Raw genomic sequence first — 25,886 nt, forward strand, 5'->3', positions numbered from 1 at the left:
GTGTCGTTCGCGCGCCTCGCGCGGAAATGATGGATTAGATCAACTGTTTGTTGCGTGCGTATAACCATGTAACAAATGACACGGGAAGAAACGAGTGTGGACCGGCGATTGTCGCCGTGAAGTCCTGCGCGCGCCCGGTCGCCACCACTGCAAGCAGGAAGAAGATCCGATGACCGCATTCCTTTCCCGGCGCAAGCTCTCGGCATGGTGCCTGGCGCTCGCCGCCGGTGCCGCTCCCCTGGCCCACGCCCAGGCGCCCGCGCTCGATGGCGCGCTCACGCTCGTGGTCGGCTACACCGCCGGCGGCAGCACCGACCGCATCGCGCGCCTGGTCGCCGAGCGGCTGGGCCCGAAGCTCGGCGTGGCCGTCACGGTGGAGAACCGCCCCGGCGAAGGCGGCCGGCTCGCGGCCAAGGAGCTCAGGCGCGCGCCCGCGTCGCAGAACGTGCTGATGCTCGGCAACCCCGCGGTGATGGTGGTGGCGCCGCTGGTCTTCAAGGATGCGGGCTACGACGCCGAGAAAGACTTCGTGCCCGTGTCGCAGGTCAGCAGCTACGACTTCGCGCTGGCCGTGGGCAACAAGCTGCAGCTCGACCGCGCGATGTTCCTGGTCGGCCGGCTCTGGGCGCATCCGGAGGAGGCCGTCTTCGGCGTGCCGGCCACCGGCAGCCTGCCGCACTTCTTCGGCCTGATGGTGGGCGACGCGCTGAGCGTGCAGCCGCAGATCAAGGGCTACGGCGGCTCGGCGCCGCTGTCGGCCGACCTGAGCGGCGGCAGCCTGCCGATCGCCATCGACACGCTCGACTCGCTCTACGGCCAGCACGTGGCCGGCAAGATCCGCATCCTGGCCGTGTCGGGCAAGAAGCGCGTGAGCTTCGCGCCGACCATCCCCACCTTCCGCGAGGCCGGCATGAAGATCGACGCCGACGGCTGGAACACCTTCTTTGCCCCGGCCTCGATGCCGCCGGCCAAGGTGCAGCTGCTGGCCACCAGGATCCGCGAGGTCATGGAGGAACCGGCGCTGCAGAAGGCCGCCAACGCCGCCTACATCACGCCCGTCGTGAGCACGCAGGCCGAGACCGTGCAGATGCTCAAGGCCTTCCGCCAGCAATGGGAGCCGGTGGTGCGCCGCTCGGGCTTCCAGCCCTGAACGGTCCATAGGTGCCGTCGATAGGCGCCGATTCGCCCGCGATCAACGGGTCGCTGGCGAAACTGTGGCTCGCGCCGGCTCTGCGGGTAGGGAACGCTTCAGGTGTCGACTAGTTTGTTCGCCCTTGACCAGTGAAGACATCCGCACTCGAACCAGGGCGATGGCCGGGACCGGCGGCGATCATGCGGAACAGCCACAAGATGACCGGGCAAAGCAGAAGTGCGAGGGCGCCTAGGTCGATCGCGGCGCTTGCCGCTCCCACCATCGTCGAGAGCCTTCCACCGATCGCCGGCGCAACCAGCATGCCGACGTAATACAGGGTGTAGAAGATGCCCATTCCGATCGGGCGAGTCTTGTGCTCGAGCACGCGCGCAGGCAAGCTCATGATCGGGCCGGCCGGCAAACCGGAAACGAGCCCCAGTGCAATGACGATCGGCAGCACCGGACCAGCTCGCGACAGTGCGAGCGCAAGCAGTGCAAACGCGACGCAACCTCCGACGAGAACGGCCCCGCTGCGTTGGCTTCGATCAGCCAGCAGCCCGCCGAGAGGGACCGACAGCGCGGCGAACCACATCACGAGGCTGATCGCCGATCCCGCAGCGGCGGCGGTCCAGCCTCGCGCGACGAGCATCGACGGCCCGAAGCTGAAGATCATCGCGAACCCGACGTTGTAGAAGCACCAGATCAAGCCGGCGGCGGATGCCGCTCGGATTGCTGCGAGGCTCAACCTGCCGCGGTCGCCGATCATGGCAACAGGTCCTGCCTCCGGTGGGCGATAAGCGAAGGCAATGAGCCCGAGGCTGACGACGACCAGCGCAGCGATCGTCAGGTCGACTGCGATGAGCCCTAACGTCGTTGCCACCGCCGGAAGCAGCATCAAGGACAGCGCAATGCCCACCGGCCAGGAGTTGACGAAGATCGCCATCGCAGTGGCGATTTCGCGGCCTGTGAACCAGTCGGTGAGCATCTGCGTCATCAGCACGTTGATGAGAACGCCGCCGATGCCTGCCAAGAGCCTGCCCGCTATCTGGGCGCTCCAGGCGGTCGAGATGGCCATTAAAAGTTCACCGGCGAGCATCATCGCGAGCCCGGCGAGGACCGTCGGCTTGTCACCCAGACGGCGCCCGATCGCGCCACCGGGCAGGGCGAGTGCGGCGCCGGGCGCGAAGTACACCCCGATCAGGACGCCGATGTCCGACAGGCTCGCACCGAAGCTCTGGCTGTATTGCGAGGAAACCGAGGCCACGCTCTGGAATTGGAAAGCCATCGTCGCGCGCGTGATGAACAGAATCGCAAGAATGGTCCAGCGACTGCGCATCGCGCCTGCCCTCCGCGCCGCGAATCAGGCCGTTGGCCCGATGTTTTGATTGAGGCGGAAGAAATTGGTCGGATCGTATTTGTTCTTCAACGCGACGAGCCGCGCATGGTTGTCGCCATAGGCGGCGCGGACCCGATCCTCGCCTTCGTCGCCCAGATTGTTGGCGTAGACGCCGCCGGTCGAATAGGGCCGAACAGCGCTCCAGAGTTCGCGCGCCCAGCGGATATTGGCGTCGTCATCCGCCGGGTTGTCCCAGATCGCGAGCGGAAAGCAGTCATACAAGGCATCGCGGTTCGCATAGGCGGAATGGGAGGGCGGGACGCGCGCGATCGCACCGCCGACTTGCTGGAACACCAGCAGTGCGGAAGGGGACGGCGCCTTGGGATAGATCTCCAGCAGCGCGTCGATGGCGCCGTCCCCGATCTCGCGCAGGAACTGCGCTTTCCAGTAATAGCGGCGCCCGCGTGGAAAGAGGCTGTCGCCGGCGGACTGAACCTGGAGGTATGGGCAGGTCGCGATGCTGCTGTCGATGGGCGAGCCGAACTTCACGAGCGGATCGAGCGCGTCCTTGGCGCCGCTCGCGTCGCCGAAGTGGCAGGCCGTCATGCTGAAGGCCCGCTCGCCGGTGGGAAGCGTGACGAGGGCTGCGTCGACGCTGAGGTCATCGCCGGCCCGGCGAGAAAACTCGTGATAGAACTTGAGCGCGCCGCGCGCGTGCTCGTAGCGGTGGAGAGCGGAGCCGACCAGCAGAGCGGAGCCGATCCGGTGAAGCTGGTATTCGAAGGCCGTGACGATGCCGAAATTGCCGCCTCCGCCGCGCAAACCCCAGAACAGGTCGGGATGCTCGGACGCGCTGGCGTGCAGCAGCCGGCCATCGGCGGTCACGATGTCGGCAGCAAGGAGATTGTCGCAAGTCAGGCCATATTTGCGGCCGAGCTTTCCGAAGCCGCCGCCCAGCGTCAGCCCGGCAATGCCGGTGTCGCTGTTGACACCCATCGTCGTGGCCAGGCCATGCGCCTGCGTCGCCGCGTCGAACTCGCCGAGACTGAGACCTGCCTCGGCCCGTGCCACGCGCCGCACCGGGTCGATCTCGATCGCCTTCATGCGGGAAAGGTCGATGACGATTCCGTCGTCGCACATGGAGAGACCGGCGATGTTGTGGCCGCCGCTTCGGATGGCAACGGGACAGTTGGCGGCCCTGGCGATGCTCACGGCTTGGATCACATCGGCGGCGGTGGTGCAATAGACGATCGCGCTCGGTCGCTTGTCGACCACCGCATTCCAGACCTTGCGTGCTTCGTCGTAAGTGGGATCGCCGGGCTGGATCAGTTCACCCTTCAGGCTGTGCCGGAACCGATCCATCATTTGCAGTTTCTGTTCCATCGACATGACCTCCGCGTTCTTGCAAGCGATGATTTCATGGGGCGGGGCCTGCCGCAAACTCTAAGATCTCAGCTGCGAGGTGAGGAAAATTCATCTAAAGTGGCCGCATGAGAAAGCTGCCGCCTCTGCGCTCGCTGCACGCCTTCGAGGCGGCTGCACGCCATGGCAGTTTCAAGGCGGCCGCTGTGGAGCTCAGCGTGACGCCGACGGCGATCAGCCACCAGATCCGCTTGTTGGAAGAGGCGTGCGGCCGGCAGCTGTTTCAGCGGCGCCCACGACCTCTGGTGCTGACGAGCGCTGGCGCCAGCTTGTACCCTGCCTTGCGCAATGGGTTCGATGTCCTTGCCGGCGCGATCGCCTCGCTTTCCGAGGCCGAGGTGCAAAAGCCTTTACGGGTCACCAGCCCGAGTGCCTTCGCCAGTCGATGGCTCGTTCCGCGCCTGCCGAAGTGGCGAGAGGCCAACCCTATTGTGCCGCTCGAGATCATCGGAACGGACGCCGTGCTGGATTTGCGCTCCGGCGCTGCCGACGTCGCGATCCGCTACGCACGCCGGCCGCCACTCGAATTCACCGTGCATGAGATTTGTCGCGACAGGTTCTTTCCAGTCTGCAGTCCGGGCTTGTTGGCAGACCAAGGCGGCCCCATCCAACGCGTGGCTGATCTTCTGCGTTTGCCGTTGATCCACTTCGATTGGATGAGCCGCGATCCCGAGGCTCCCAATTGGCGGCAATGGCTGGCGATGGCGCGTTCGATCGATCCCGCCTTGGCCACCGACAAGGTTTGGGATCTGAGCTTTCGCGAAGAGATTCATGCGATCGATGCGGTCGTCGCCGGGCAAGGGGTGGCGATCTGCAGCGACATCGTCATCAGCCGGGAATTGGAGAGCGGGACGCTCGTGAAGGCGCATCCATTGGCGCTGCCAGGGTATGGCTTCTATGTCGTCTCGACGCCTCACAGTCCGCGGGCCGGGGCGATCGAAGCATTCCTGGCCTGGATAAGGTCCGTCATATAGTTGCGGCACTCTCCGCCGCCGTCGAACACTACTGCGGCAATCCGGCCGTGCGAAGCGCATCGCTAAGAGATGCAGGGGGAGTGCAGGAGCACAGCCGACTCCCAGAAACTGCTGCCCGAAACGGCAGAAAGCGCTCACCCAGTGCCTGCGGCGGTTCGAACGCAACGGGCTTATCCTGCGCCGCGCGATTCCGGTGTCGCCCGTAGCCGTGGAGTACGCAGTCACGCCGCTCGGCCGCACGCTGGAGCGGCCGTTCAAGGCGCTGCATGGCTGGACATTGGCCAATATCACGCAGGTCGAGGAGGCACGGAAAGCCTTCGATCTGCGGCTGGAGGCGTGAGACTGCGACAGTGACTGCGGCGCGCGCTTTGCGCCTCGCAAAGCAGCACGAGGCAGCCCGGTTGAGCCTAATCGGCCTGCCGGCGGCGCGAAAAGCGCGAAGAGGCTACAAGATCAAAACCGAAAACTGTGTTGCTAGTCTTGAACGAGGTGTATGTCGTAGATGCCATAGGCGTCTTACGGAGGCTTCTACGATGCTTCCGCGAACCACGCTTTGGGCACCCTCACCGGCATCGCCAGAAGGATCTGCCCCATGCCCTTGCCCAGCGGGTCGTTGCGCAGCGACGCCATGCCGCCGCCCGCCAGCGCCTGCTCGCAGACAAAGTTGAAGGCCGCGATGCCTGGCAGCTCGTAGCGCACGACCTTTCCCTCGATCAAGTGCGACAGGTGCTCGGCCACGCGCGCTTCGCTCAGTTGCTGACGCAGCACGGGCAGCCAGTCGGGCTTGCGCGCGATCACGCCGATGTTGGAGATGTCTCCCTTGTCTCCCGACCGCGCCCAGGCGACCGCGATCAGCGGAACTTCGACCGTCTCGCTGGCGGCAAGCGCAGCCGGCTCCACGACCGCTTGTGCGACTGGTTCGCCAGCTACCCGCGATGGAATGTCGCGCTCTGATGAGTCCTCGGGTATTGAAATCGCTGTGCCGTTCAGAACCACGGCGGGCTTCAATTTGCGCTTGTCCAGCAGGAAGGCGTATTGCCGGATCAATGGTGAAACACCCGGCCGCCCACCGATGCCCGTCGTCCCGGGCGCCCAGGACGTGCCGGCGGACGCCACCTCGGATGCGAGAAGTTGCAGGGCCGCCTTGTCGGTGTGGCGCGCCGTCAGGCGCAAGATCGCTTCACGGGTCTGCGCCACCGCGGGGTTGGCGAGTGGGCCGTAGCAGGACTCGGCGCCGAGCACCTCGAGGTGGGTCGCGCTGAAGGGCGGTAGTCCTTGTGCTTTCAGCAGCTCATCCACACGCGTGAGGATTGCCTCGCCCGTGCGCCGCGCCTTGGCCACGGCGTCGAAGCCGACGATGGTCAGTTGCGCCGAGGTCTTGTAGCCGTCCAGACAGGTGGCGCAGACCTTGTAGCTGTCGGTGGGTGGGCGGCCGCGCGCACCCGTCACCCGCACATGCTCCGGGCCTGTCCGAGTGATCTGCACCTGCGTGAAGTCGCACACCACGTCGGGCAGCAAGTAGCTGGCCGGGTCGTGAACTTCGTACAGCAATTGCTCGGCCACGCATTGCGGCGCAATCAGTCCCCCGGTGCCCTTGGGCTTGGTGACGCTGAAGCTTCCGTCCGCCGAACATTCGACGATGGGGTAGCCGATGTGGGCCCAGTCGGGCACCGACTGCCAATCGGTGTGAAGCCCGCCGGTGCCCTGGCAGCCGCATTCGATGATGTGGCCGGCCAAGCTGGCGCCGGCGAGTTCGTCGTATTGGTGCGGCGTCCAGGCGAACTCGTGCATCAGCACGCCCAGTGTCACGGCCGAATCGACACAGCGGCCGGTGATGACGATTTGCGCGCCAGCATCCAGCGCTGCCTTGATGGGAACGGCGCCCAGATAGGCATTGGCGGTGACGACCTGGGCGGGTAGCGGCGCGCCGCTTTGCAGCTCGGCGACGGGTGGCTGGGCGTTGCGCAGCTCGGGCAGCAAAGGCATCACGTCATCGCCGGTGACCACGGCGATTCGCACATCAACCCCGAGCTCCTTGGCCAGTGTGGCCACAGCATCCGCGCAGCCCTGCGGATTCACGCCACCGGCGTTGCTGACCACGCGGATGTTCCTGGCCACCACGTCCTTGAGAACGCTTTTCATGGCAACGGACACGAAGTCCGTGGCATAGCCGAGCTCTGGCTTCTTGATGCGCGCGGCGGCCAGAATGGACATGGTGAGTTCGGCCAGATAGTCGAACACCAGGTAGTCGATCTGGCCGCTTTGCACGAGTTGCGTGGCGCCCACGCTGCTGTCGCCCCAGAAGCCGGAGGCGCCCCCGATGCGGATGGTCTTGTTCACGATCTGACTCTCCAACGGTTGGCGGATGCGGTTTGGTTCATTCGGGCTGAATGCCTGCGGCCTTGATGACGCGACCCCATTTGCCGGACTCGTTCGCCTGGAACTGCGCCAGCTGCTCGGGCGTGCTCAAGGCCTCCTCCCCGCTGGTCTTGACCAGAAACTCTTTGGCAAGCGGCGTGGCCGAAGCCTTCGCCAGCCAGCCATTGAATTTCTGCACGATGGCCTGCGGGGTGCGGGCCGGCAGGTAGACCGCCGTCCAATACGACATGTCGTAGCCTTTCACGCCGGCTTCGTCCACCGTCGGGATGTTGGGGGCAGCGGCAATGCGCCTGGGGCCGCTCACGGCCAGCGCACGCAGCTTGCCGCCTTCCACCTGGGGCAGCGCCGTGGGGGCATCGGCGAACATGAAGTCCACCTGCCCGCCCATGAGGTCGGTGATGGCCATCGGGTTGCTCTTGTACGGCACGTTGACCATGTCCACGCCCGCCATTTGCTTGAGCAGCTCGCTGGCCACGCGGCTGGACGACGAGCCGCTGCCGAAGTTCAGCTTGCCCGGCGACTTCCTGGCGGCGGCGATGAGGTCGCCCACCGACTTGTACGGCGAATCCGGGCGCACCAGCAGCAGCATGTAGCCCTTGGACAGCAGGCTCACCGGCGCAAAGTCCTTCACCGGGTCGTAGGGCAGCTTCTTGAAGAGGTGCTCATTGGCCGACTGGGTGGTGTTGGTCGTGATCAGCACCGTGTAGCCGTCCGGCGGCGCCTTGGCCACGTACTGGGCCGCAAGGAAGCCGCTGGCACCGGCGCGGTTGTCCACCACGATGGGCACCTTGACTTCGTCACCCATCGCCTGGGCGAACACGCGGGCCATCTGGTCGGTGCCGCTGCCGGCTGCGAAAGGCACCACCAGCGTGATCGGCTTGCTCGGAAAGGTGTCCGCCTGCGCGGCTGGCAGGCCCAGGGCGCAGGTGGCCGCTGCAAGCAGCAGCCCGATTCGGTGGCGGGGATGAATCATGTGGTCTCCTTTTGTTCGATGGGGCCGGCGATCAGACAGGTACGAATTCCGGCAGGCCGTAGTGGGCGTTGTGCTCGCCCAGGCGCGGCGCGGATGCGGTGATGGCGGGACGCTGCCCATCGAAGGACAGCGGAGATGCCGTGAGGCGGAAGTCCTCGCCGGGCACGTGTGCCAACAGGTCCAGCGCTTGCACCTGCGGATCGTCCAGCGCTTGCGGAACGCTGTTGATGGGCGCGCAGGGCACGCCCGCGGCCTCGAGGCGCTCGACCCATTCCGCAAGCGGACGCATCTTCAGCAGGGGCGCCAGTTCCGCCAGCATTTCCGCCTTGTGCGCCAGGCGCGCCCTGTTCGTTGCGAATCGCTCGTCGTCCAGCCATTGACGCTGGTCCAGGACCTCGGCCAGCTTGGCGAAGAGCCGGTCGTTGCCACAGCAGATGAGCAGCGGCCCGTCGGCCGTGTCGAAGGCCTCGTAGGGGACGAAGCCGGGATGGCCCGACCGGTGGCGCTCGGGCAGGCGTCCTTCGTTCAGGTAGGCATCGCTCTTCTGCCCGTTCCAGACCAGGGCCGTTTCGAGCAGCGACGTCTGCAGCATGCCGCCGCGTCCGGTCTGCGCACGCCGGTGCAGCATGGCCAGCACGCCGATCACGAGCCACATGCCGCTGCCCTGGTCGCACACCGAGGCGCCGGAGCGAAGCGGCGGATCATCCGGTCCGCCATTGGTGCTCGAGAGACCGCTGAACGCCTGGATCAAGGGTTCGTAGCCAGGGTGCATTGCCATGGGCCCCCGGTGGCCGAAGGCGGAAATTTCGCCGTAGATCAAGCGCGGATGGCGCGCGCACAGCGACGGGCCGTCGATGCCCAGCGCCTTGGGCACGTCCGGCCGCAGGTTGTGGATGCAGACATCGGTCTGCGCGAGCAGTTGTTCGAGGCTGGCGCGACCCGCCTTCGACCGCAGGTCCAGTGCAACGGAGCGCTTGCCGCGATTGAAGATGTGGAAGATCAGTGCGTCGCCGTGGCGATAGGCCGGGCCCATGCGGCGTGCATCGTCGCCACCTTCGACACGCTCGACCTTCACGACCTCCGCGCCCAGGTCCGCCAGGATGGCGCCGGCAAACGGGCCCGCCAGCACTTGGCCGAGTTCGACCACACGCACGCCCGCAAGGGGGGCCGCTGCCGCAGTGTTCATTTCTGTCTCCTTGTGGGGCCAGTCTAGGCAGCCGGCACTGATATGGGAATGCTCAAGAGAGGTTTTCTGTGATAACTTAATTGGATCACTGGGACCGTGCATGCGCCTGAACCTGAGTCTTCGCCAACTGGAAGTCATCGTCGAAGTCGACGAGGCGGGGAGCTTCCGGGCGGCGGCGCGCAAGCTGGGCGTTTCCCAGCCTGCACTCAGCCGCACGCTGCGGCTGGCGGAAGAGGCGCTTGGCACACGGCTGTTCGACCGTGACACCCGGCGCGTGACGATCACCCCGGCCGGGCAGGAGTTGCTGCACATTGCCCGCCGCGTGCTGGGTGACTTCGACAGCGCGCTGAGTGAACTCGGGCACTTCATGAAGGGGTACCGCGGGCAAGTCAACGTGGCCGCGCTGCCGTCCATGAGCGTTGCGCTCTTGCCCTCGGCCATCGCCACCTTCAGGCAGCAGCACCCGCAGGTGGAGTTCAAGCTGCAGGAACTGGCGGCCGAGGCGTTGCTGGCCGCGGTGGAAGAGGGCAGGGCCGATTTCGGCCTGTGCGCGAAGCCGGCGCCGGATCAGCGGCTGCGCTACCAGCCGCTGCAGGACGATCCGATGATGCTGGTGTGCCGTGAAGACGACCCGGTCGCAGCCCGCGCCAATGCGCCGTGGTCCATCCTGGCCGAAAGGCCTTACATAGGCATCCAATCTGGCAGCAGCATTCGCCCGATCATCGACAGTGTCTTCGTCCGGAAAAGGCTCGCGGTGCGCGCGGCATTTGACGCGCCGAGTGTGGCCGCGTGCTGCGCGTTGGTGAAGGAAGGTCTCGGCATCGCTGCGCTGCCGCGGCTTTCGCTCGGATTGGCCGATATGCGCGATCTGGCGGCCATCCCGCTCGGACAGCCGGCGACCTTCCGGTCGGTGGGTATCGTCACCCGGATCGGCCGCACCCTGGCCCCGGCCAGCCTGGCGTTCATGAGAACCTTGATCCAGCAGAGGCCCTAGATCAGGCGAGCAGGCGGAGAAGGCAAAGCATCTGCAACCGCATCGCAGGCGGAGGAGGCGTGCACTGAAATGACCGACCGAATTGGCGCCGCACAGCTGCCGGTGGAACTCGGCGGGTCAAGAAGTCAACGTCCAGTCGATTTCGATCGACGGTTTGATGCGCCCGCAAGCCGCGCGCCGACGCACCCAGCTGCGGCTGGGAACGCGCTGGCGTGGGCACAGGTGCAACGCTTCTTGGTGTCGTCAAGCATCCGCATGCTGTCTGCCCCATGATGCAACCGGGCTTGCGGCGTTTGGCGGACGCGGGCCATCGACATCGCCCTTGACCTCAGCATCGGAGCCCCTATGAACGACAAACACCCCACCCAGATTGCGACGACCCTGGCAGCCGAAGATCGGCTTCGGCTGGAATCGCTTCGCATGCGCCGGCGCGCCCACCGGCAAGCCAAATCGGCCAAACCGCCGACGGCTCCCGAGCATCTCTTGCCACCCGAGCCGACCCGCGGTCAACGCCTGGCCGACGCGGTGGCCGCAACCGTCGGGTCGTGGCGCTTCATCATCTTCCAGAGCACGGCCATCGTGCTGTGGATCGTCGGCAACGCGATGACCGGGAAGGGCGCTTGGGACCCGTATCCGTTCATCCTCCTGAACCTGCTCCTGTCGTTCCAGGCGGCCTACACCGCGCCGGCAATCATGATGAGCCAGAACCGGCAGTCCGAGCAGGACCGGCGCCACGCCGAAACCGACTACGAGATCAATGTCAAGGCGGAGTTGGAGATCGAACTGCTGCACGAGAAGATCGACCTCCTGAAGGAACGCGAACTGCTGGCGCTGACCGACGCGGTGCGCGCCCTGACCCGGCGGATCGAAGGATTGTCGGAACGCCCGACCTGAGTCCTTCTCCACCAAGCCGCAGCGCAAGGCACAGGCGCAGCCTCGGTGCGAACCCGTTCCGAATGCGGGGGGCACCGGATTGAATGGGAGGATCACATGGCAGCCCCATCGGGCGAACCGGAATCCGGTCGGGCCGAAGCTCATTCGCAGAGCTTGATCCAGCGTTCGAGTCGACTCACCACGCGAGAAGTATTGAGTCGGCCGATCGAGCCTTCCATGTCCTCGGTGCCTTCGCTTTGGCACAGCAGCACAACCTCTTCACGCGCCTCGCCGGTGCCGAAGAAACCTTCACGGTCGAGCTGTTCCATCGCGGCAATGCAAGCCTCGAAGAGGCCTGCGTGCAGGACGTCGAACTCAACGTCGCAAGGCAAGTCGCTGCGGTGGCATGCCAGGATCATGCGGTAAGCGATATCGAGGAACTCACCGCCCTCCTCGTAGGGCCACTCGGCGAAGTGCCAGACCTCGCTTTCATCGTCCATGTCACCCAGAGCGCTCAAGGCGAGATTGCCGGCAGCGTGGACGATGGTCATTGCACCGTCATCGCTGCCAAGCGCGAAAAGGCGGATGGTCTCGTCAGGATGGGCCGCGCGGATGGCCTGGAAGGCGCGGCGAGCACCTTCGCGGATCTCAGTGGTGAGCAAAGGAAAGTCGATGCGAGCGGGATCGTGTATGCCTTGGCGCACCCGTTTGTAGCCCTGCGCCTCGATTTCTTTGCCGCGCTGCACGAGGGCATCCTTTGCGGCTTGGGGACTTGCGAACTCGGTGACCATGGAGTGCCCCATGGTTATCACCTTTCCGTTTGCACTCCACAGCGAACTGCCGAATTGGCGCAGTTCGTGAAAGTCCGTGGGCACGTCGTTGTCGAAGCGGTAGAACAGTGACCAGGTCATGGGCGGGGAACTCCTTCAGGGGGCGCAATGCCGCCATGAGCCTTTTTGTCGATGGCTTTTCAAGCGGCTTCTTTCAGCCGAATTTTGCCGGAGCGGCGATCCGTATCGACGCGGTGTGGCAGGCGGCCGAACCGCCGGACGTGGGCGCAGGCGCTGAAACGACCGGTCGTGCGTAGCCTGCTTTCAGGTGGTCTAACCAGATCCAAACGTCATCATCTATCTGATCTGCCGATGCTTTCCATCGAAATTTAGAGGCTATTTTGATGGCTCCAGCGAAGCTATTCTTTGTGCACTGCAACTCGCCGAGTTGCCAAAAACCCAAAGGAGCTTCATCAAATGACCAAGGTTCTTGTTCTTTATTACTCGTCCTACGGACACGTCGAGACGCTCGCGCAAGCCATTGCCGAAGGTGCCCGCAGCACCGGTGCGCAAGTCGACGTCAAGCGCGTTCCGGAAACCGTGCCGGAAGCGATCGCGCGAAACGCTCATTTCAAGCTGGACCAGACCGCGCCCGTGGCAACGGTGGCCGAGCTCGAAAACTACGACGCTATCGTGATTGGCACGGGTACCCGGTTCGGACGTATGTCCTCGCAAATGGCAGCATTCCTGGACCAGGCGGGCGGGCTCTGGGCGCGCGGCGCGTTGAACGGGAAGGTAGGTGCGGCATTCACGTCGAGCGCCACGCAGCATGGCGGCCAGGAGACAACGCTGTTCTCGATCATCACCAACCTGCTGCACTTCGGCATGACTATCGTCGGCCTGCCCTATAGCCATGCGGGCCAGATGAGCGTCGACGAGATCGTTGGCGGCGCGCCTTATGGGGCGACCACCGTCGCGGGTGGCGACGGCTCGCGGCAGCCTACGGCCATCGACCTGGCTGGTGCCCAGCACCAGGGCGAGTTGGTGGCACGTACGGCGGCCAGGCTGCACGGCTGAGACCGGAGGAGGCGCGTCGCTGGCCGAGCGGGATCAGCTGCGGCGGCCCAGCTGGCCGGCATCTCTCAGCTGCTCCAGGAACCATCGCCCAGCTGGCCCTGGAGGCATGTCCTTTCTGTAGGCCGCGAGCATGGCGATGGGCGGCGTTTTCGGGTGGAACATCTCCAGCGTGATCGGCACCAGGGCGTCAGCTTCCAGGTCGGCGCGCACCATCGCGGCGGGCATGTGCCCCCAGCCGAACCCGGCACGCAGAAAAGCATGCTTCGCACCCAGATCGGCCAGCTTCCAGGTGAGCGCGGAAAACACCCCAAAGCTCTTTCCTTCCGTCATGGCCGTGCGATCAGTGAGCACCAGCTGCACATGCTGCGACAGTTCGGCCGAAGAGATGACCCCCTTGCTCTTGGCCAACGGGTGGAACGGCGCCACAACAGTGATCATGGGGACGTCCAGCAGTTTCTCGGTATCCAGGCCTTCGGGTACCGTTGGCATCGAACCCATGATGCCGATGCGGCAACTGCCATTCAGCACTGGCTGAACAACAGCGCCAAGCGCCTCCACGTACAGCCTGAGCGGGGTGTGCGGGAAAGCCGCATGAAAGAGGCCCACCGCCGTCGTCAGCGACTCCATCGGATACATGACGTCGACGACCACTGAAAGCTCCGGCTCCAGCCCCTCGGCCATGGTGCGAGCCTTTGCCTTGAATCCGTCCATGCCAGACACCACCCGGCGTGCCTCTGCCAGAAGGGCAATGCCGGCTTCGGTCAGTTGTGGATACCGGGCGCTCCGGTCGAACAGCTGAACATCGATCTGGCCTTCGAGGTTTGCCAGGGTCTGGCTCACGACGGACTGGGCGCGCCGCAAGCGGCGACCTGCGGCCGAGAAGCTGCCTTCGTCCGCCGCGGCGATGAAAGTGCGCAGCTGGTCCATTGAGACGCCGTCGAGCATGTATCTCCTCTATAGATGGTTCACATCGAAAGATATAGGCTTCGCAGAGAGAAGTCCAGCCTTTAACCTTTGGTTCGTTCTATGAATCCAAGGAAATCCCAATGACCTCGACGACTTCCGTTCCGCCCGAGCTGCAGCGCTCGCCTGCAAGCCGCAACCGCGGCGTGGTGGCTCGCACCAGCGGGCGCACGCATGGACCCGTGGCACGCCTCGTCAGCCCTTCCGACATTGGAGAGCTGACCAAGCCTCTTGTGTTTGTCGACCATTTCGACATGGCGCCGAAGCGGGGATCGCTGTTTCCGTTGCATCCGCATTCGGGCATCGCGACTCCCGCCGTGCTGCTCTCCGGCGATCTGCGCTACGAGGACACCACGGGTGCGGCCGGAACCTTGTCCGGCGGAAGCATCGAGCGGATGCGTGCGGGAGGCGGGGTATGGCACGACGCCAGCCCGTCGAGCGACCGCCGTCTTCGGCACGAAGGGCGTATACCGCCGGCGGCGGGTGACCATCTTGTCAGGAGCTTTTTAATGAAGATCTGGAAGTACATCGAAGCGCACCACGAAGAGTTGGGAGCCGGCCTGTTCATCCTTCCGTGTCTCGTGGTGACCATGGCCGCAGCGGTGCTGGCGTTCTGGCTCGGACAACTGCTGCACTAAAAAAAAGAGATGCCTGCCTGGGCATCTCTTCTTCATGGGCTGGCGCCCGTCTCAAGGCACCAGCACGAGCGCTCCATTCTTGGTGCGCGCCGCAATGGCTGCATGCGCCTCGGATGCATTGCGCAGGGCATACTCCGTGAACGGAACTTCTCCCAATACGCCCGTCCTGAAAGCTTCGAAAACATCATTCACGGCCTGCGACACCCGGCCTGTCAGATAAGGCGCCATCGGACCGCCGACCATCTTGAGCTCTCGCTTTGCGGCCGCTTCCTTGTCGAAGGCCGGAGCGCCAGATGCGGCGCCGATGGAAACGACCACGCCGCCATCCTTTACCGAAGCAAGCGTTGCATCGAACGTCGACTTTCCGACGAACTCATACACCACGTCGACGCCGCCGGGCGCGATCTCCCGCACCCGTTGCGCCAGGTCTTGCGCATCCGATGGCAGCACATGGTCGATGGTGCCTTCCAGCGCCCGGCGTTTCTCGGGGCTTCCCGCGGTGCCGATGACTGTGGCGCCGCGCGCTTTTGCCCAGCGCGCGAGCAGGCTGCCAACGCTGCTCGAGGCGCCCTGGACGAGGATCGTCTCGCCGGGCTGCATCTGGTGGTAGCCGTTCAGCCCGGCCCAGGCGGTCAAGCCCTTGGTCAGGACGGCCGCAATCTGCCCCGCGCCGAGATCGTCGGGCACCGGCACCAATGCACTTGCGTCGATCAGGCGCACCTGGGTGTAGCTGCCCGGAGCGAGATAGTAGGCAACGCGCTGGCCTACCTTCAGGGCGCCGACGCCTGCTCCGAGAGCCTCGACGATGCCGACGCCCTCGACGCCAGGAACTGCAGGCAGCGGAACGGGGACGATGCCCCGGCGGAACATCGTATCGATGAAGTTCACGCCAATGGCCAGGTGGCGCAGGCGCACCTGTCCTTCGGACGGCGCCCCGACATCGGCCTGGTTCTCGGCCTGGAGAACTTCGGGGCCTCCGTAGGAATGAAAGCGAATGGTGGTGTTCATGATGGGTTTCAGAGTTCGAGAAGAAAAAATGCTTGTATTTCAGATGACGGCCAGCAAGCCCCCATCGACCAGCAAGGCGGTCCCGGTGATGTAGCTGGATAGATCGGAGCCGAGGAAAGCCACCGCATCGCCGATCTCCGAAGGCTGGCCCAGCCGCCGCAGCGGTGTGCGCTGGCGAAAGCCCTCGGCCGCTTCAGCAATGCCCGGACTGGTTCGCAGAAGATGGGTGTCGATGGTTCCTGGCGCTACCGCGTTCACGCGGATACCGTCGGGCCCGAGCGCGTCGGCAAGCGATTTGGCCATCAGGACGACGCCGCCCTTGCTTGTCGAGTACGCCACCGTGATGCCGGCCCCCGCCAGCCCACCCATGCTGGCCATGAGAATGATGCTTCCCTGCTTGCCATTGGCCTTCATCTGGCGGGCCGCGGCCTGGGCGCTGAACAGCGTACCGTCCAGGTTGACGGCCATCAGCTTGCGCAAGTCGTCCGAAGAGACGTCGAAACCATCCGAGCGAAGCGTGATCCCCGCATTGGCGACCATCACATCCACGCCGCCGAACGGGGCCGATGCGTCTACCAGCGCGTCGACTTCTTCCTTCTTGCTCACGTCCGCCTTGACGAAAGCGGTGGCAACACCCAAGGCTTCGATCTCGTCGGTGGTCGGGGTGCCGCCTTCGCGTGGTTCGCGGCTGATGTCCGAGACGATGACCGCTTTGGCGCCATGCCTGGCGGCATTGACCGCAATGGCCCGCCCGATGCCGCTTGCGGCACCCGTTACCACGAGGACTTTGTTCTGCAGGATGTTCGTGTTCATGTGAATCTCCTTACTGAGAAAGTGCATTCAGCTGTTCCAGGACCGAGTACAGGTTCGCAACGCCCCAGTGCTCGGTAATCTTTCCGTCTTGCACGCGCATGGCGTCGACGGTCTCGAACTGGATGGCTTTGCCGGTCGCGTGAACCCCCAGGAAGTCACCACGGTGTGTGCCGTGGTACGTCTTGTAGGTAGTCACCACGTCGCCGTCCGCACGCTGCCAATGGATGACGGCGTGGAAATCAGGAAAAGCTTCCCGGAGTTTCTTGTAGAGGCCTAGCGCGCCGGCCTTGTCCGGGGTGCAATTCGGCTGCGGGGTGTGGTCCAGAAACGCGTCGGAGAAAAGCTCATCGAACAGGGCCCAGTTGCCCTGGCCTTGAACTTCGTCCGTATTGCGGCGAATGACGGCCTTTGCTGCTTCGCCAATATCGATGTTGATGTCAGCCATGATGTTCTTTCGTGATGTGTTTCAGAGTTCGAATCCGCCGATGGTCATCCCGCCGTCCACGACAAGCATCTGACCCATGACGTAGGAGGACGCTTCAGAAGCGAGCCATACCGCAGCCGCAGCAATCTCGGACGGCTGGGCACCTCGTTTCGCCGGAATGGCCGAAGTGGCCAGTTGGGCGAAGCCGGGGTTCTGTGCGCTCGCCGTGGCGACCATGGGGGTTTCGGTCCAGCCTGGCGCCAATGCGTTGATGCGCAGGCCGTGGGCGGCGTTCTCCATTGCTGCAACGCGGGTCAGCCCGTGTACCCCGTGCTTCGATGCCGCGTACGCGCTCATGCCCCCCGGCCCGGTCAAGGCCGCCACGGAGGCCGTATTCACGATGGCGCCCCGCCCGGCACGGCGCAAGAGTGGGATCTGGTGCTTCATGCCGAGGAAAACGCTCCTGAGGTTCACCGCAATCACGCGGTCGAAGTCGTCTGTCGGGTAGTCCTCAATGCGATGCGCCTGGCCGGTGATTCCCGCGTTGTTGAAGGCAACGTCCAATCGGCCGAAATCCTTCTTCAAACGTGCCATCAGGTTGCGCACCTGCGACTCGTCGGAAACGTCTGTTGTGACGGCAAGCGCTCGCCCGCCGGGACCGGCAATCAGGCGCGTGGTTTCGGCCAGTCCACCTTCGTTCAGGTCCGCAGCGACAACGATTGCACCGCGTCCGGCAAACGCCCGGGCGGCCTCGCGGCCTATCCCGGAGCCTGCGCCGGTGACCAGCACCACTTTGTTGTCAAAGTCCTTAAGTTCCAATTGCTACTCCTTGGTGTTGTTCAGCTCATTGCTGCATGACCTGAAGAGTAGGGAAACGCCATCGATTGCGATAGCCTATTTGTTTAGATGGAAAGCATCGGCCAGGCCGATATACAGGCAACGATGAAAGGAGTTTTTCGGGCGCCGGTGCCCTATCGTTGAATCAGATGGATTGCATCTAAAAATATTGGCTTTTCAGCTACACAGGAAGTTCCTAAAGTTCGTCCCAGCGGTTGGATGCGCACGGGCTTACCCGGCTTGCCCACCGTTCTTTCCACCCTGTCTCAAACTTTTAGGAGTACCTCGTCATGCAATCCGCAAACACCTCTTCCATCCTCTCGTCGACCTCCGCGGCGCCATTTATCGGGCGACTGCTCATGGCTGCCATCTTCCTGATCAGCGGCGTGGGCAAGCTCATGGCCCCGGGCGGCACCATCGGCTATATCGCATCGGTGGGCATTCCGCTGCCGGAGCTGGCGTACGCCGGCGCTCTTGCCATGGAGCTCGGTGGCGCCCTGCTGCTCGTGGCGGGGTACCGCACCCGCTGGGTGGCTGCCGCGCTGGCGCTGTTCTCGGTGGTTTCCGCGGTGATCTTCCACAACGCGCTGGGCGACCAGAACCAGTTGTTCCATTTCCTGAAGAACCTGGCAATGGCCGGCGGCCTGCTGCAGGTGGTTGCCTTCGGCGCCGGCAGCTTCAGTCTGGATGAGCGTCACGCCGAGCTCCCGGTCGCGCTGGGCGCTGTTCGATGAAGCGTCGGCATGCGGCTGGGGGCCTCTCTGGTTGTTAGGATTTCGGGTCTTCAATCGACCGATGCAATGCCCCGCATGGATTCCTTGAACCTGAATTCCACAGCCGCAGTCCCCGGTTCTTCGGCCGTGCCCCATTTTTCGCCGCCCGACGCCGCACGGGTTCGGGAGTTGGCTTCGCTCGTCGCGCGGCATGCCCCAAGGGAGGGCATTTGCCCGACATCGATTCCGCGCGTCTCGGCCATCAAGCTTTCGGCACCCAGCGACGAACTGGTCCACGCCCTTCATCAACCGGCCGTCTGCATCATTGCGCAAGGCGCGAAGCGGGTCATGCTGAGGGATGAGGTTTATGACTACGACGCCTCGCGGTTCCTGGTCTTTTCCACCGACCTGCCCATCAGCGCGCAGGTCACTCATGCGAAATCCAGCGAGCCGTACTTGTGCTTCAGGTTGGATCTGGACCCTGCGGAGATCTCCGAGCTGGTTCTCCAGGCAGGGCCTCCCCCGGCACGGCGCGCGGCCACGCAACGCGGCCTGTTCCTGAGCAGCGTTTCGAACGGCATGCTGGACGCCGCAATCAGGCTCATGCATTTGCTGGACTCGCCTGAAGATGCAGCGGCCCTCGCACCGCTGGCTACCCGCGAGCTTGTCTACAGGCTTTTGCGCAGTGAGCAAGGGGAGCGGCTTGCCCAGGTGGCAAGGGCCGACAGCCATGCAAACCGCGTGATGCGAGCGGTCTCCCGGCTCAAGTCGAACTTTGCAGAGCCCCTGAAGCTGGACGAGCTGGCGCGCGAATGCTGCATGAGCACGTCTTCCTTGCACCATCACTTCCGGGCCGTTACCGCCATGAGCCCACTGCAATACCAGAAGCAACTTCGCCTGCAGGAGGCCCGGCGCTTGCTGCTGAGCGAGGGTATGGAGGTCTCGAAGGCGGGCTATTCGGTGGGCTACGAGAGCGCCTCCCAGTTCAGCCGCGAATACAGCCGGCTGTTCGGCGTACCTCCATCCAAGGATGTCTCCCGCTTCGAGATGATGGCCGGCTAGCAAGGGGTAGGGCGCCGCCCGCCGGCACCCGTGGCATCAGAAATCCCCGTCCGTCGTGACCGACAGCCCGGCGTAGGTGTCGATCTCGGCACGCCGGCGTTCGAAAGTCTTCGCCGCAAAGTCGACGGCGTCGGTGCCGGCTAGAAAGTGAAGCGGAGGCTGCGGCATTTCAGCCAGTTCCACGATGGCGCGGCCCAGCTTTGCCGGATCACCGGGCTGCTTGTGGTTGTAGCTTTCGTAGGCGGAACGCGAGTTGCTCGAGAACTCCGCATAGTCGGCAATCCTGCGAGAGCCGTACTGGACCGACTTCTTGTCCAGGAAGTCGGTACGGAAGAATCCCGGCTCGACGATGGTGACCTTGATTCCGAAGGGTGCAACTTCGAGAGCGAGAGATTCGGAAAAGCCTTCCACGGCAAACTTGGCGGCACAGTAGATGGAAGCCCCGTCGAAGCCCATGAAGCCTCCCACCGACGCCAGGTTCAGGATGTGGCCCCGGCGCTGCTTGCGCATTGCCGGCAACACGGCACGGGTCACGTGCATCATGCCGAAGACGTTCGTGTGAAACTGGCGCTCGACGTCCTCGCCGGAGACTTCTTCGAACAAACCAAGCTGGCCGTAGCCCGCGTTGTTCACGAGCACGTCAATGCTGCCGAAGCGGGAAACGGCCGCCTGGGTGGCTGCAATGGCATCTTGTTCGCGCGTGGCATCGAGTGGAAGGCACATGGCGCGGCTGCCGAATTCGCCGTACAGCTCTTCAAGCTGCGCGGGGTTCCGGCCAGTTGCCACGACCTTGTCGCCAGCTGCCAGTACCGCCGTGGCGATTTGTGCACCAATTCCGCGGCCAGCACCCGTGATGAACCAGACCTTGCTCATTTGATTACTCTCCAAGTTGCTGCGTGATTCACACGCCGGTTGAACATGGAGTGATCGTAGGAACCAGGGCCCCGCGTCACATGCCTGTTTCTGGCGAGGGCTTGCACAAACCGACAGACTGGAGAATCTTGGAGTATTGATACGCTGAACCATGGACCTTCAACTCAGTACCGCCGAAGCGCTCGACGAGCGTGTGCCCGGGGACCTCGTTGCGACAAGCAAGGGCAAGCCGTGGCGAGACCTTCTGGTCCAGATTTTCACGAGGCGGCCGGTCCAGGAAAGCTTGCTCATTCCGGCTGTTCCGGAGCCGCTCATCGTATGGGTCGTCTCCGGTTCGGCGCTGGTGGAGGAGCGGCAGCTTGAAGGCGAATGGATGGCCAACAAGGTGCGCGCAGGAGAGTTCTTTCTGCAGACATCGCCGCGCCCATGCGAGCTGCGGTGGCGCACGCTGACAAGCGAGCCGTTTCGGGTGATGCACGTCTATCTGGGGCTTCCGTTGATGAAAAGGGCGGCCACCGATGTCCATGGACCGGAGAGCCCACTTGTCCCGCTCAGAGAGGTCTCCGGCGCCGCGGACGAGGTCATCGCCAACCAGCTGGGCATCCTTTGCTGCGAGCTGCTGGAGCGCCGTACGCCGAGCACGATGCTTGTGCAAGGCCTCGCGAGCAGCCTTGCCGTTCATCTGGTGAGAACCTACGCAAGCGACACGCAGCATCCGGCAACCCCGCACGGGGGACTGCCGGCTTTCAAGATCCACCGGGTGCTCGCAGCGATGCAGGAGCGCATCGACCAGGAACTCGATCTCAAGCACCTTGCAAAGGCGGTGCAGCTCAGCGAGTCCCATTTTTCGCGATCTTTCAAGAAGAGCACCGGCTTCTCCCCCTCTCAATACCTGACACGGCTGCGCATGGAGCGTGCACGGCGTCTTCTGAGGGAGACACAGACGCCCATTGTGGAGATCGGGTTGGAGGTTGGGTACGCGAGCCCCAGCCACTTTGCGCAGGTGTTTCGCAAGGAGGTAGGCGTGCTCCCAAGCGACTACCGGCATGGGCGCTGACCGGCACCTGGCCTTCGCAGCAAATCTTCGATATCGGCAGCAAATCGACGAGCGACCGCTCGGACCCCGCTCGGCACCATGACAACCGTGGCAGCTGCACAGACAACCCGAGTCTGCAGCCGCCGCGCCTTCAACTTAACTACCGTAAGGAGCTGTCATGGAACTCAATGGAAAAATCGCTTTGGTCACTGGTGCATCGAGCGGCATTGGCGCCGCTGCGGCGCTCAAGCTGGCGGCAGCGGGAGCGAAGGTCGGACTCGCCGCTCGCCGCGTCGTCCGCCTCGACAAGCTGGCCGACCAGATCAGGACGAACGGGGGCGAAGCCATCGCCATCGAGATGGATGTCGTCGACCGTGCATCCGTGGAAGCGGGCGTGGCAAAGCTGGTGCAAGCCTACGGCGGACTGGACATCGTTTTCAACAATGCCGGCCTCATGCCGATCTCGGACGTCGAAGCCTTGAAGGTCGGCGAATGGCATCGCATGGTGGACGTCAACGTGAAGGGCCTGATGAACAGCACGGCTGCAGCGCTACCTCATCTGATCGAGCGGGGATCCGGCCACATCGTCAATACGTCGTCGATTGCCGGCCGCAAGGTATTTGCCGGCCTTGCCGTCTATTGCGCGACCAAGCACGCTGTCTCCGCATTCACCGAAGGCCTGCGCCTGGAAGTCGGCAAGAAGCACAACATCCGGGTCACCAGCATCCAGCCAGGCGCGGTCGACACGGAGCTGTTCAATCACATCTCCGACGAGGGCTACCGCGATCAGATGGAGGGGCTGCGCGACCAGATGTCATTCCTGAGCTGCGACAACATCGCCGACACCGTGATGTTCGCGCTGCAAGCGCCGGCCCACGTCAATGTGGCCGAACTGTTCGTGCTGCCAACCGACCAGCCCTGGTGAAGCCGTTTTTTCCTCGGAAGGATCTTCCTCATCAAAGACTGGAGGAGAGCCGGAGTGAGCGACTCGGCGGCGCATGCCTTGCCGCACCCTAGGGTCCCGCAGACCGCACCGCTTCCTTCGCAAGATCGATGAACGCGCGCGTCTTCGCGGGAGGTGCGATGTTGCCCGGATACGCCGCGTAGAGAAACATGCGCCCCGACGCCCAGCCGGGAAAGAGGCGAACGAGGCGCCCGGCTTCCACCTCAGCACGCAGGTCTGCCGTACTGGGGAAAAAGGAGATACCTGCGCCTTGGCTCACCAGTTGCAGCACGGCGTCCGTGCTCGCCGCTGATATCGAGCCGCGCAGCTTCACACGCAGCTTGCGGCCGCCGCGCTCGAAATCGATCGACCACGGCGCGGGCAGCAGCGACAGCGCGATCCACTCATGGCCCGCAAGCTCCGCGGGCTTGCGCGGCGTGCCATGCCGGGCAAGGTAGCTGGCCGCCGCGACCGTCCAGAGCCCGAGCTCCTCGAGCACCACCGCGCGAAGGCCGGAATCAGCCATCGGTCCGACGCGGATCGCGAGATCGAAGTGCTCGGCGATCAGGTCGAGCCTGCGGTCCGTGGGCACATAGTCCACGCGCATGGCGGGATAGCGTTCGCTGTAAGTCGCGATCCAGCGGGCCACCATGCCGGCCGATCCCTGGGGGCTGGTGAGCCGCAAGGTCCCCGAAGGTTGCGCGTGCCCGGTGCGTGCCCGCTCCATTGCGGCCTCGGCGCCGGCCAGCAGCTGACGGCAGTCGGAGAGAAATGCTTCCCCAGCTTCGGTGATCGCGAGCTTGCGCGTGGATCGCTGCAGCAGCTGCGTGCCCAACTCCCGCTCGAGCACCGCCACCGCCTGGCTGACTGCGGACTTGGCCGTGTTCAGACGTTCGGCAGCCGCAGTGAAGCTTCCAGCCTCGGCAACTGCAACGAAGGCCGCCAGGCGGGCAAAGGAGATGGCAGGAGCCTTCATGCAATTGTTCTCCAGAACTGGACAATGAATTCTCTTGCAGGCGCTTTCTGAAAACAACCGCGACGCGCACCATGGCACCCATCGCAACATCACCCATGAAGGGAACTGCCATGTACGTGCTCCTCGGCTCCAACGGCAACATCACGTCCAAGGTCGCGGCACTGCTGCTTGGACAAGGGACACCGGTACGCGTCGTCGGTCGCAATGCGCGATCGCTCGCTTCTGTCAAGGCTGCGGGTGCGGATATCGCGGCCGGCGACATCGGCGATGCGGGCTTCCTGGCCCAGGCATTCGCCGGCGCGACGGCCGTCTACACGATGATCCCTACCGACTACGCAGCGCACGACATGGCGGCCGAGCAGGATCGGCTGGGCCATGCAATCACGCGCGCCATCGCTGCGGCTGGCCTGACACGCGTTGTGAATCTGAGCAGCGTCGGCGCGCACCTGGGCTCAGGGACGGGCCCGATTGCGGGGCTGCATCGGCAGGAGCGGCGCCTGGATGAACTCGCCGGTGTGGACGTGCTGCACCTGCGGCCGGGTTACTTCTTCGAGAACCTCCTGATCGCGATAGAGATGATTCGGACCATCGGTGTGTATGCGGACATGACTGCGCCCGATGCACCGCTGCCGATGGTGGCCACCGGGGACATCGCGCGAGTCGTGGCGCGCGAGCTGCGTACGCCTTCAGGCAAGGGCAAGCGCGTGCTCCATCTGCGCGCGCCAGGCCTTTACACGATGAAAGAAGCCACGGCGCTGCTCGGCGCGGCCATCGGCAAGCCGGATCTCGCGTATGTCCAGTCCGAGCCCGAAGAGGGCAGGGCAGCGCTGATGCAGCAGGGCTTCTCTGCGGACGCCGCCGCGCAGCTCGCAGAAATGAGCACGGCCTTCTCCACGGGACGCCTCGATGGCGAGTACGACAAAGGCCCGACCGAGATCACCCCGACGACGCTCGCGGATTTCGCGGCCACGGTTTTCAGGCCTGCTTTCGAGAAGGCCTGAGGGGATTCTTCGCCCGCCGCTGCGAACCGCGTTGCATGATGATCAGCCGGGGAACTGCACCACCGGGCCGCCAGGCTTGGTACCCGGCGGTACAAAAGCGGGCGCCGGGTCACCGCCGCGACCCAGCGAGCGGGTGTAGGCGTAGATGGCCTTCAAGTCCGCGTCGGTCATCGGGCGCACGTTGAACCATGGCATGGGCGGGCGGGGTGTCATGGTGCGCGCATGCTTCACCCACTGCTGCTTGCTCATGTCAGCCATGAGCAAGCGCAGATTGACCGCATACGTAGTGCCCCACGGGCCGGACCAGCCCAGGGCGTCGCCAGTCAACCACAGCTTCTCATCGACCTCACCGTTCTTCGCGGCGTAGCCGGGCGTGTGGCAATCATTGCAGCCCGCGATCATCACCAGGTAGCGGCCGCGCTGAATCTCGTCCTTGTTCGCCTTCTGGCTGCTGCCTGTTTGCGCCCCTGCCAGGGCGGAGGACAGGAGGACGGTCAACACGGCGCTGGTGCGCGCGACGCGGCGAAGCAGGTGAGCCGTCAGAGCGGCATGTGAGTTCATGCGATTCTTCATTGGCTGGCTCCCGGGCTTGGCGTTCATGTCGAAGTAGACATGGCACCACGGTAGCGATCCGTGCCAAGCCGCGCATGGGCGCTTTGTCCCATTTCTTCCTGGGCGCTTTGTCATGGGTAGCGCAACGGCGAATACAGACACAGACGTTCGGTGGCGTGGGCCGCGGGGCGAAAACTGCTGCCCCCATGCGAAGCGCTCATCCACGCGATCTCCGGGAATGTCTGCTATGGAGCGGGAGCGGCGTTGATCGCCAGCTGAGCGGCAAACGCCCGCTGGTAGGCCGGCCGCGCTTCACCGCGCGCGACATAGGCGGCCAGGCTGGGAAACTCGTCCAGCAGGCCGGAGGGCCGAAGCCGCAGCAGCACCGACACCATCAGCAGGTCGCCCGCACTGAAGCCGCCGTCCAGCCAGTCGGCCTCGCCGAGGCGGGCGGCCAGTTGGTTCAGTCGGGCGCGCACCCGGTCCTCCACGAGGGGCATGCGCTCGGCCTTCCAGGGCTTGTCGCCTTCCGTCAGCTTGACCGTGACGAGTTCGAGGATGGGCGGCTCGATCGTATTGACCGCTGCAAACATCCACGCGATGGCGCGCGCCCTTGCGTTGGCATCGGCCGGGAACAGGCCCGGGCGGCGCTCGGCAATGTGCAGCACGATGGCGCCGGTCTCGAACAGCGCGAGCTCGTCCTCCTCGTAGGTGGGGATCTGGCCGAAGGGATTCAGCGCCAGATGAGCGGCCTCCTTCATCGCGCGGAAGGACACCAGGCGCACCTCGTAGGGCAGGCCGGCTTCCTCCAATGCCCAGCGCACGCGCGTGTCGCGCGCCAGGCCTTTGCCGCCGTCGGGCGAGCGTTCAAAGGCGGTGATGGTGATGGTCATGGTGAGTGTCCAGAAGAGAGTTCATGGCGCGGCAGATG

General features: G+C 64.4%; 28 protein-coding genes. 13 read left to right on the forward strand and 15 right to left on the reverse strand.

The genetic code is table 11. The features are described 5' to 3' along the window. Positions 1–169: 169 nt before the first annotated feature. Positions 170–1,150, forward strand: a complete 981-nt coding sequence (locus tag IB278_RS24735; RefSeq protein ID WP_145746378.1) for a tripartite tricarboxylate transporter substrate-binding protein — start codon at positions 170–172, stop codon at positions 1,148–1,150. 109 nt (positions 1,151–1,259) lie between these two features. Here IB278_RS24735 and IB278_RS24740 read toward each other — a convergent pair whose 3' ends face one another. Continuing rightward, positions 1,260–2,468: a CynX/NimT family MFS transporter gene (locus tag IB278_RS24740; protein ID WP_145746377.1), complete on the reverse strand. Its 1,209-nt coding sequence runs from the start codon at positions 2,466–2,468 to the stop codon at positions 1,260–1,262. 24 nt (positions 2,469–2,492) lie between these two features. After that, complete coding sequence (locus IB278_RS24745; RefSeq protein WP_225613149.1) at positions 2,493–3,851, reverse strand: FAD-binding oxidoreductase; 1,359 nt, start codon at positions 3,849–3,851, stop codon at positions 2,493–2,495. A 107-nt stretch (positions 3,852–3,958) separates the two neighbouring features. On the opposite strand from IB278_RS24745, the gene IB278_RS24750 reads away from it, so the two are divergent. Then, on the forward strand, positions 3,959–4,864 hold the full coding sequence (locus tag IB278_RS24750) for a LysR substrate-binding domain-containing protein (RefSeq protein ID WP_145746375.1): 906 nt from the start codon (positions 3,959–3,961) through the stop codon (positions 4,862–4,864). A 58-nt stretch (positions 4,865–4,922) separates the two neighbouring features. Continuing rightward, entirely contained in the window at positions 4,923–5,204 is a 282-nt protein-coding gene (locus IB278_RS34320; RefSeq protein ID WP_374710878.1) for a winged helix-turn-helix transcriptional regulator, read from the forward strand. Between the two features lie 188 nt (positions 5,205–5,392). Here the strand turns inward: IB278_RS34320 and IB278_RS24760 are convergent, their stop codons facing one another. Genes IB278_RS24760 through IB278_RS24770 form a run of 3 tightly spaced genes read right to left on the reverse strand, consistent with a single transcriptional unit; the run spans position 5,393 to position 9,402 of the window. Further along, positions 5,393–7,207 (reverse strand): acyclic terpene utilization AtuA family protein, encoded by a 1,815-nt coding sequence (locus IB278_RS24760; protein ID WP_145746507.1) that lies wholly within the window; start codon positions 7,205–7,207, stop codon positions 5,393–5,395. A 34-nt stretch (positions 7,208–7,241) separates the two neighbouring features. After that, positions 7,242–8,216 carry a Bug family tripartite tricarboxylate transporter substrate binding protein gene (locus IB278_RS24765; protein ID WP_145746373.1) on the reverse strand — a complete coding sequence of 325 codons (975 nt, stop codon included), beginning with the start codon at positions 8,214–8,216 and terminating at the stop codon, positions 7,242–7,244. A gap of 31 nt (positions 8,217–8,247) precedes the next feature. Further along, positions 8,248–9,402: a CaiB/BaiF CoA transferase family protein gene (locus IB278_RS24770; protein WP_145746372.1), complete on the reverse strand. Its 1,155-nt coding sequence runs from the start codon at positions 9,400–9,402 to the stop codon at positions 8,248–8,250. Positions 9,403–9,502: 100 nt separating this feature from the next. Between IB278_RS24770 and IB278_RS24775 the strand changes: the two genes are divergently transcribed. Both IB278_RS24775 and IB278_RS24780 read left to right on the forward strand, forming a co-directional pair. After that, positions 9,503–10,396, forward strand: coding sequence for a LysR family transcriptional regulator (locus IB278_RS24775; protein WP_192326156.1), 894 nt, complete (start codon positions 9,503–9,505; stop codon positions 10,394–10,396). Positions 10,397–10,741: 345 nt separating this feature from the next. Then, complete coding sequence (locus IB278_RS24780) at positions 10,742–11,290, forward strand: DUF1003 domain-containing protein (RefSeq protein ID WP_145746370.1); 549 nt, start codon at positions 10,742–10,744, stop codon at positions 11,288–11,290. Between the two features lie 140 nt (positions 11,291–11,430). Here the strand turns inward: IB278_RS24780 and IB278_RS24785 are convergent, their stop codons facing one another. After that, entirely contained in the window at positions 11,431–12,180 is a 750-nt protein-coding gene (locus tag IB278_RS24785) for a DUF4303 domain-containing protein (protein WP_225613151.1), read from the reverse strand. A gap of 35 nt (positions 12,181–12,215) precedes the next feature. On the opposite strand from IB278_RS24785, the gene IB278_RS24790 reads away from it, so the two are divergent. Together IB278_RS24790 and wrbA are read left to right on the forward strand one after the other, a co-directional pair. Then, positions 12,216–12,356 (forward strand): hypothetical protein, encoded by a 141-nt coding sequence (locus tag IB278_RS24790; RefSeq protein WP_186454244.1) that lies wholly within the window; start codon positions 12,216–12,218, stop codon positions 12,354–12,356. A gap of 160 nt (positions 12,357–12,516) precedes the next feature. Further along, on the forward strand, positions 12,517–13,116 hold the full coding sequence (wrbA, locus tag IB278_RS24795) for an NAD(P)H:quinone oxidoreductase (protein ID WP_192326158.1): 600 nt from the start codon (positions 12,517–12,519) through the stop codon (positions 13,114–13,116). Between the two features lie 33 nt (positions 13,117–13,149). On the opposite strand, the gene IB278_RS24800 is transcribed toward wrbA, so the two are convergent. After that, complete coding sequence (locus tag IB278_RS24800; protein WP_145746368.1) at positions 13,150–14,061, reverse strand: LysR family transcriptional regulator; 912 nt, start codon at positions 14,059–14,061, stop codon at positions 13,150–13,152. A gap of 101 nt (positions 14,062–14,162) precedes the next feature. Here IB278_RS24800 and IB278_RS24805 point away from each other — a divergent pair, with 101 nt between their 5' ends. After that, positions 14,163–14,717: a pirin family protein gene (locus IB278_RS24805; RefSeq protein ID WP_192326160.1), complete on the forward strand. Its 555-nt coding sequence runs from the start codon at positions 14,163–14,165 to the stop codon at positions 14,715–14,717. Positions 14,718–14,768: 51 nt separating this feature from the next. On the opposite strand, the gene IB278_RS24810 is transcribed toward IB278_RS24805, so the two are convergent. The 4 genes from IB278_RS24810 to IB278_RS24825 are packed head-to-tail and all read right to left on the reverse strand — an operon-like array spanning position 14,769 to position 17,781. Further along, entirely contained in the window at positions 14,769–15,725 is a 957-nt protein-coding gene (locus tag IB278_RS24810) for a zinc-binding dehydrogenase (RefSeq protein WP_192326163.1), read from the reverse strand. Positions 15,726–15,764: 39 nt separating this feature from the next. After that, on the reverse strand, positions 15,765–16,538 hold the full coding sequence (locus IB278_RS24815) for an SDR family oxidoreductase (RefSeq protein ID WP_192326164.1): 774 nt from the start codon (positions 16,536–16,538) through the stop codon (positions 15,765–15,767). 10 nt (positions 16,539–16,548) lie between these two features. Continuing rightward, positions 16,549–16,983 (reverse strand): ester cyclase, encoded by a 435-nt coding sequence (locus IB278_RS24820; RefSeq protein ID WP_192326166.1) that lies wholly within the window; start codon positions 16,981–16,983, stop codon positions 16,549–16,551. 21 nt (positions 16,984–17,004) lie between these two features. Continuing rightward, a complete protein-coding gene (locus IB278_RS24825) occupies positions 17,005–17,781 on the reverse strand; it encodes an SDR family NAD(P)-dependent oxidoreductase (RefSeq protein WP_192326169.1) in 777 nt (258 codons plus the stop codon). Between the two features lie 308 nt (positions 17,782–18,089). On the opposite strand from IB278_RS24825, the gene IB278_RS24830 reads away from it, so the two are divergent. Both IB278_RS24830 and IB278_RS24835 read left to right on the forward strand, forming a co-directional pair. Beyond that, the gene (locus tag IB278_RS24830) at positions 18,090–18,533 is read left to right on the forward strand and encodes a DoxX family protein (protein WP_145746362.1); all 444 of its coding nucleotides are present in this window, start codon (positions 18,090–18,092) and stop codon (positions 18,531–18,533) included. 75 nt (positions 18,534–18,608) lie between these two features. After that, positions 18,609–19,574, forward strand: coding sequence for an AraC family transcriptional regulator (locus tag IB278_RS24835; RefSeq protein ID WP_145746361.1), 966 nt, complete (start codon positions 18,609–18,611; stop codon positions 19,572–19,574). Between the two features lie 36 nt (positions 19,575–19,610). On the opposite strand, the gene IB278_RS24840 is transcribed toward IB278_RS24835, so the two are convergent. Next, complete coding sequence (locus IB278_RS24840; protein WP_192326171.1) at positions 19,611–20,447, reverse strand: oxidoreductase; 837 nt, start codon at positions 20,445–20,447, stop codon at positions 19,611–19,613. Between the two features lie 151 nt (positions 20,448–20,598). On the opposite strand from IB278_RS24840, the gene IB278_RS24845 reads away from it, so the two are divergent. Together IB278_RS24845 and IB278_RS24850 are read left to right on the forward strand one after the other, a co-directional pair. Continuing rightward, the gene (locus tag IB278_RS24845) at positions 20,599–21,504 is read left to right on the forward strand and encodes a helix-turn-helix domain-containing protein (RefSeq protein ID WP_192326173.1); all 906 of its coding nucleotides are present in this window, start codon (positions 20,599–20,601) and stop codon (positions 21,502–21,504) included. A 157-nt stretch (positions 21,505–21,661) separates the two neighbouring features. Beyond that, positions 21,662–22,408 (forward strand): SDR family oxidoreductase, encoded by a 747-nt coding sequence (locus tag IB278_RS24850; RefSeq protein WP_192326175.1) that lies wholly within the window; start codon positions 21,662–21,664, stop codon positions 22,406–22,408. An 88-nt stretch (positions 22,409–22,496) separates the two neighbouring features. Here IB278_RS24850 and IB278_RS24855 read toward each other — a convergent pair whose 3' ends face one another. Beyond that, positions 22,497–23,402 (reverse strand): LysR family transcriptional regulator, encoded by a 906-nt coding sequence (locus IB278_RS24855; RefSeq protein ID WP_192326177.1) that lies wholly within the window; start codon positions 23,400–23,402, stop codon positions 22,497–22,499. A gap of 110 nt (positions 23,403–23,512) precedes the next feature. On the opposite strand from IB278_RS24855, the gene IB278_RS24860 reads away from it, so the two are divergent. Next, positions 23,513–24,403 (forward strand): NmrA family NAD(P)-binding protein, encoded by an 891-nt coding sequence (locus tag IB278_RS24860; RefSeq protein ID WP_192326179.1) that lies wholly within the window; start codon positions 23,513–23,515, stop codon positions 24,401–24,403. Between the two features lie 42 nt (positions 24,404–24,445). Here the strand turns inward: IB278_RS24860 and IB278_RS24865 are convergent, their stop codons facing one another. Both IB278_RS24865 and IB278_RS24870 read right to left on the reverse strand, forming a co-directional pair. Then, positions 24,446–24,976: a cytochrome c gene (locus IB278_RS24865; protein WP_225613152.1), complete on the reverse strand. Its 531-nt coding sequence runs from the start codon at positions 24,974–24,976 to the stop codon at positions 24,446–24,448. A gap of 224 nt (positions 24,977–25,200) precedes the next feature. Further along, positions 25,201–25,848 carry a glutathione S-transferase family protein gene (locus IB278_RS24870; protein ID WP_192326181.1) on the reverse strand — a complete coding sequence of 216 codons (648 nt, stop codon included), beginning with the start codon at positions 25,846–25,848 and terminating at the stop codon, positions 25,201–25,203. Positions 25,849–25,886 lie beyond the last annotated feature (38 nt).

It is taken from the genome of Variovorax sp. VRV01, assembly GCF_014852545.1.
In the GTDB taxonomy this organism is placed as follows: domain Bacteria; phylum Pseudomonadota; class Gammaproteobacteria; order Burkholderiales; family Burkholderiaceae_C; genus Variovorax; species Variovorax beijingensis_A.

Excerpts from the sequence above, each read along its gene's own strand:
- IB278_RS24765 (WP_145746373.1), bottom strand. The coding sequence starts at position 8,216 with ATGATTCATCCCCGCCACCGAATCGGGCTGCTGCTTGCAGCGGCCACC.
- IB278_RS24770 (WP_145746372.1), bottom strand. The coding sequence starts at position 9,402 with ATGAACACTGCGGCAGCGGCCCCCCTTGCGGGCGTGCGTGTGGTCGAA.
- IB278_RS24790 (WP_186454244.1), top strand. The coding sequence starts at position 12,216 with ATGAGCCTTTTTGTCGATGGCTTTTCAAGCGGCTTCTTTCAGCCGAAT.
- IB278_RS24865 (WP_225613152.1), bottom strand. The coding sequence starts at position 24,976 with ATGAAGAATCGCATGAACTCACATGCCGCTCTGACGGCTCACCTGCTT.
- IB278_RS24775 (WP_192326156.1), top strand. The coding sequence starts at position 9,503 with ATGCGCCTGAACCTGAGTCTTCGCCAACTGGAAGTCATCGTCGAAGTC.
- IB278_RS24740 (WP_145746377.1), bottom strand. The coding sequence starts at position 2,468 with ATGCGCAGTCGCTGGACCATTCTTGCGATTCTGTTCATCACGCGCGCG.
- IB278_RS24835 (WP_145746361.1), top strand. The coding sequence starts at position 18,609 with ATGGATTCCTTGAACCTGAATTCCACAGCCGCAGTCCCCGGTTCTTCG.
- IB278_RS24850 (WP_192326175.1), top strand. The coding sequence starts at position 21,662 with ATGGAACTCAATGGAAAAATCGCTTTGGTCACTGGTGCATCGAGCGGC.
- wrbA (WP_192326158.1), top strand. The coding sequence starts at position 12,517 with ATGACCAAGGTTCTTGTTCTTTATTACTCGTCCTACGGACACGTCGAG.
- IB278_RS24830 (WP_145746362.1), top strand. The coding sequence starts at position 18,090 with ATGCAATCCGCAAACACCTCTTCCATCCTCTCGTCGACCTCCGCGGCG.
- IB278_RS24735 (WP_145746378.1), top strand. The coding sequence starts at position 170 with ATGACCGCATTCCTTTCCCGGCGCAAGCTCTCGGCATGGTGCCTGGCG.
- IB278_RS24870 (WP_192326181.1), bottom strand. The coding sequence starts at position 25,848 with ATGACCATCACCATCACCGCCTTTGAACGCTCGCCCGACGGCGGCAAA.
- IB278_RS24815 (WP_192326164.1), bottom strand. The coding sequence starts at position 16,538 with ATGAACACGAACATCCTGCAGAACAAAGTCCTCGTGGTAACGGGTGCC.
- IB278_RS24750 (WP_145746375.1), top strand. The coding sequence starts at position 3,959 with ATGAGAAAGCTGCCGCCTCTGCGCTCGCTGCACGCCTTCGAGGCGGCT.
- IB278_RS24810 (WP_192326163.1), bottom strand. The coding sequence starts at position 15,725 with ATGAACACCACCATTCGCTTTCATTCCTACGGAGGCCCCGAAGTTCTC.
- IB278_RS24780 (WP_145746370.1), top strand. The coding sequence starts at position 10,742 with ATGAACGACAAACACCCCACCCAGATTGCGACGACCCTGGCAGCCGAA.
- IB278_RS24845 (WP_192326173.1), top strand. The coding sequence starts at position 20,599 with ATGGACCTTCAACTCAGTACCGCCGAAGCGCTCGACGAGCGTGTGCCC.
- IB278_RS24800 (WP_145746368.1), bottom strand. The coding sequence starts at position 14,061 with ATGCTCGACGGCGTCTCAATGGACCAGCTGCGCACTTTCATCGCCGCG.
- IB278_RS24860 (WP_192326179.1), top strand. The coding sequence starts at position 23,513 with ATGTACGTGCTCCTCGGCTCCAACGGCAACATCACGTCCAAGGTCGCG.
- IB278_RS24855 (WP_192326177.1), bottom strand. The coding sequence starts at position 23,402 with ATGAAGGCTCCTGCCATCTCCTTTGCCCGCCTGGCGGCCTTCGTTGCA.
- IB278_RS24805 (WP_192326160.1), top strand. The coding sequence starts at position 14,163 with ATGACCTCGACGACTTCCGTTCCGCCCGAGCTGCAGCGCTCGCCTGCA.
- IB278_RS24840 (WP_192326171.1), bottom strand. The coding sequence starts at position 20,447 with ATGAGCAAGGTCTGGTTCATCACGGGTGCTGGCCGCGGAATTGGTGCA.
- IB278_RS24745 (WP_225613149.1), bottom strand. The coding sequence starts at position 3,851 with ATGGAACAGAAACTGCAAATGATGGATCGGTTCCGGCACAGCCTGAAG.
- IB278_RS24820 (WP_192326166.1), bottom strand. The coding sequence starts at position 16,983 with ATGGCTGACATCAACATCGATATTGGCGAAGCAGCAAAGGCCGTCATT.
- IB278_RS24785 (WP_225613151.1), bottom strand. The coding sequence starts at position 12,180 with ATGACCTGGTCACTGTTCTACCGCTTCGACAACGACGTGCCCACGGAC.